This window comes from Falsiroseomonas sp. RANM36 (assembly GCF_056682175.1).
Genome location: NZ_JBWXTD010000004.1, coordinates 600,553 through 603,171, shown reverse-complemented (window position 1 = coordinate 603,171; position 2,619 = coordinate 600,553). Strand labels below are relative to the sequence as shown.

Genomic DNA, 2,619 nt, shown 5'->3' with positions numbered 1-2,619 from the left:
CGCGAGGCGGAGCCTCGCCCCGTTCCTTCCTCAGAAGCTGCCGAGCAGTGCCGTCGAAAGCTGCGGCCCGGTCTCCTCCAGGCCTTCCGGACAGGCGAGCGGCGCTTTGGCGACCACGGTCGCATAGGCCAGCCCGTCCAGGATTCGCGGCGCTTCGTCCGCCGGCGGGATGAAGCCGCCGACCCGCGGATCGAGGGCGCCCGACGCCGTCTCTCCGGGCCCATGCCAGCCGAGCTGGCGCAGCGCGGCCTCCAGCGTCGCCGGCGGGCCGTGCCAGCGGCAGAGGCTCCATTCGGTCATGTGGGGCTCCTCTTCAGGGTCGGGATCACGCGGCGGCCGCGCCGGCGAGCATCAGCAGCCGCGTCGTGCCGCCATCCGGGCTGTAGGCGAGCAGCGTGGCGAGGCCGCCATTGCGCAGCTTCGTCAGCCCGTCCGGGTTGGTCGGCGTTGTGGCCGTGAAGCCGGTCATGGCGATCGCGAGATCGGCGCCGGTGCGGTTGGCGACCAGGCAGGAGAAGCCGTCGCCGGTCGCCGTCCAGTCGATGGACAGCGTCGCGCCCGCGCCGAGGCTCACCAGCCGCGCATTGTGCGCCGCCAGCGTCAGCGCCGTGGCGCCGGAGGCCGCGGCCACGGGCAGCCGGCGCGCGGTGAACTGCGCATCCACGTAGCCCTTGCTGGCCGCCTGGGCGGATGCGGTGGGATCGCCCGGCAGCACCAGCGGCCCCTGCAGCGTCACCGTGCCGGTCGCGCTGACGCGCAGGCGTTCGGTGAGCGTCGCGCCGTTGCGGGTCTCGATGACGAAGGCGCCGGCCTCGCTGCCGGTCGCGACCGCCTCGCTGACGGCGCCGGCGCGCGCGAAGGTGGTCTGGCTGCCTCCGGCGTTCCTGCCGGCGAAGGCGAGCGGGCCCAGCGCATCGCCATTCGCCGGCGTGTCGGAGGCGCGGCGCAGCGTCAGCGTCATCGGCGCCGTCATCGCCGCGGGCGCGCCGAGCACGACGCCGCCATTCGGATTGACGCCCGCGAGCCCGCCGATCTCGAGCGGCGCCAGCGCCCCGGCGCCGACCGACAGCGTGTAGGCGAGCGCGGCGTCCTGGTTCTCGAAGCCGAGCTCCGCGCCGAGCGTCTCGGAGCGGCGGAACAGCACCGTGCCCTGGTCGGGCGATGAGCCGATCGCCTGCGTCCGGTTGGCCACCAGCACGATGCGCGACACATCCGCCGGCGTCTGCCCGCTGAATGTCGTGCTGCGCGTGTCGGAGGCGACGACCGAGAGGCTGTCGCCTGTCGAGGCGAGATAGACGCTCGCCGCCGGCAGGTCGCAGGCCACCAGCGTCAGCCCGCCATCCAGCACCTCCACCGTGCGGGCCGCGCCGTCGCCGCCCACCATCACGCCGACGAACTGGTTGTCGCCCTGGTTCGGCGAGGTGCTGGCCACGCGCACGGCGGTGGCCATGCTGCTGATGAAGCCGCCCAGCCATTTCGTCCGGAACGCGCTGCCGCGGATCCAGGCGCCGACCGTCAGCGGGTCTTTCAGCGACAGCAGGTCGTCAACGCTGCAATTGTTGAGCTGGATGGACTGCGCGCCGTCGCCGAGGTCGAAGCCCAGGTCGTAGCCGTAGCTGAAGCAGTTGACGAATTCCGCGACATCGCTGGTCTCGATGCGGAAGGCGGTGCCGAGGCGGCGATTGTTCCAGATCGTCAGCGTGCCTCCGCCGGTCCAGCTGCCGGAGAAGCTGCTGCCCTGCAGGTCGAGGCGCGTGGCGTCCACCACCGTCGCGGTGCGGCGGCCGTTGGCGTTGGGCCCGCCGTTGACGCCCGTGACGTTCACCCGGTCGCCGGTGACAAGGCCATGCGCCGCGGCGGTGGTGACGCGGATCAGGCCGCTGCCGTTGTTCGCCACCCCCGCGATGCCGAACTGCGCCAGGGTCACGCCCGACAGGTTGCCGGTGAGGAAGGGCCAGAAATGCACGTCGTGGATGCGGGTGATGTCGAAGGTGCGCGACAGGTAGATGCCGTTGCGGTTGTCGCCGCGCATCCGCCGCAGGTTGAAGCGCTGGCTGTTGTCCGCCCGCAGCGCCAGGTCGAAGCCCAGCACCAGCACGTCCTCGACCAGCACGTCGTGGTGCGTGCCGGAGCCGTCGCCGATGGTGATGGCTGTGCCGGCCATGGCGGCGCGCAGGTTGATCGCCGCGCGAACCGTGGTCGGCGGCGCGCCGAGTCCGTCGCGGATCACCGCGACGCGGCGCCGCGGCGCGCCGCGGCGAACGCGCAGGGGGCGCGGGGGGGGCAGCCGGGAGGTGCCGGGCAGGCGGGGGGGGCGGCTCGCGCGCCGCGGGCGCGGGGGGGGGGGGGGGGCCGCGCCCGCCCCCCCCCCCCCCCCCGCGGCGCAGCGTCGCGCCGCGGAGAACGCGAAGGGTGCGCGTGGAGTCCAGCAGGATGGTGCCGGGCAGGCTGCGGTAGTCGCCGGAGGGCCGCTGCCCGCCTGGGAAGACCGGCCCTTCGAGGCAGACATTCTCCTTCACCACCAGCTCGGCCGCGGGGGGGCGGGGGGGGGCGCCGGCCCCGCGCCCCCGCGCCCCCCCCCCCCCCCCGACCCCCGCCCGGCGGGCCCGGCGGCGGGGG

The 2,619-nt window shown here is 74.6% G+C and carries 2 protein-coding genes; both read right to left on the bottom strand.

The window, feature by feature from the left end; translation table 11 throughout:
* Positions 1-30: 30 nt before the first annotated feature.
* On the bottom strand, positions 31-300 hold the full coding sequence (locus tag AC1MIR_RS16675; protein ID WP_480029304.1) for a hypothetical protein: 270 nt from the start codon (positions 298-300) through the stop codon (positions 31-33).
* Positions 301-325: 25 nt separating this feature from the next.
* Complete coding sequence (locus AC1MIR_RS16670; RefSeq protein ID WP_480029303.1) at positions 326-2,230, bottom strand: hypothetical protein; 1,905 nt, start codon at positions 2,228-2,230, stop codon at positions 326-328.
* Positions 2,231-2,619 lie beyond the last annotated feature (389 nt).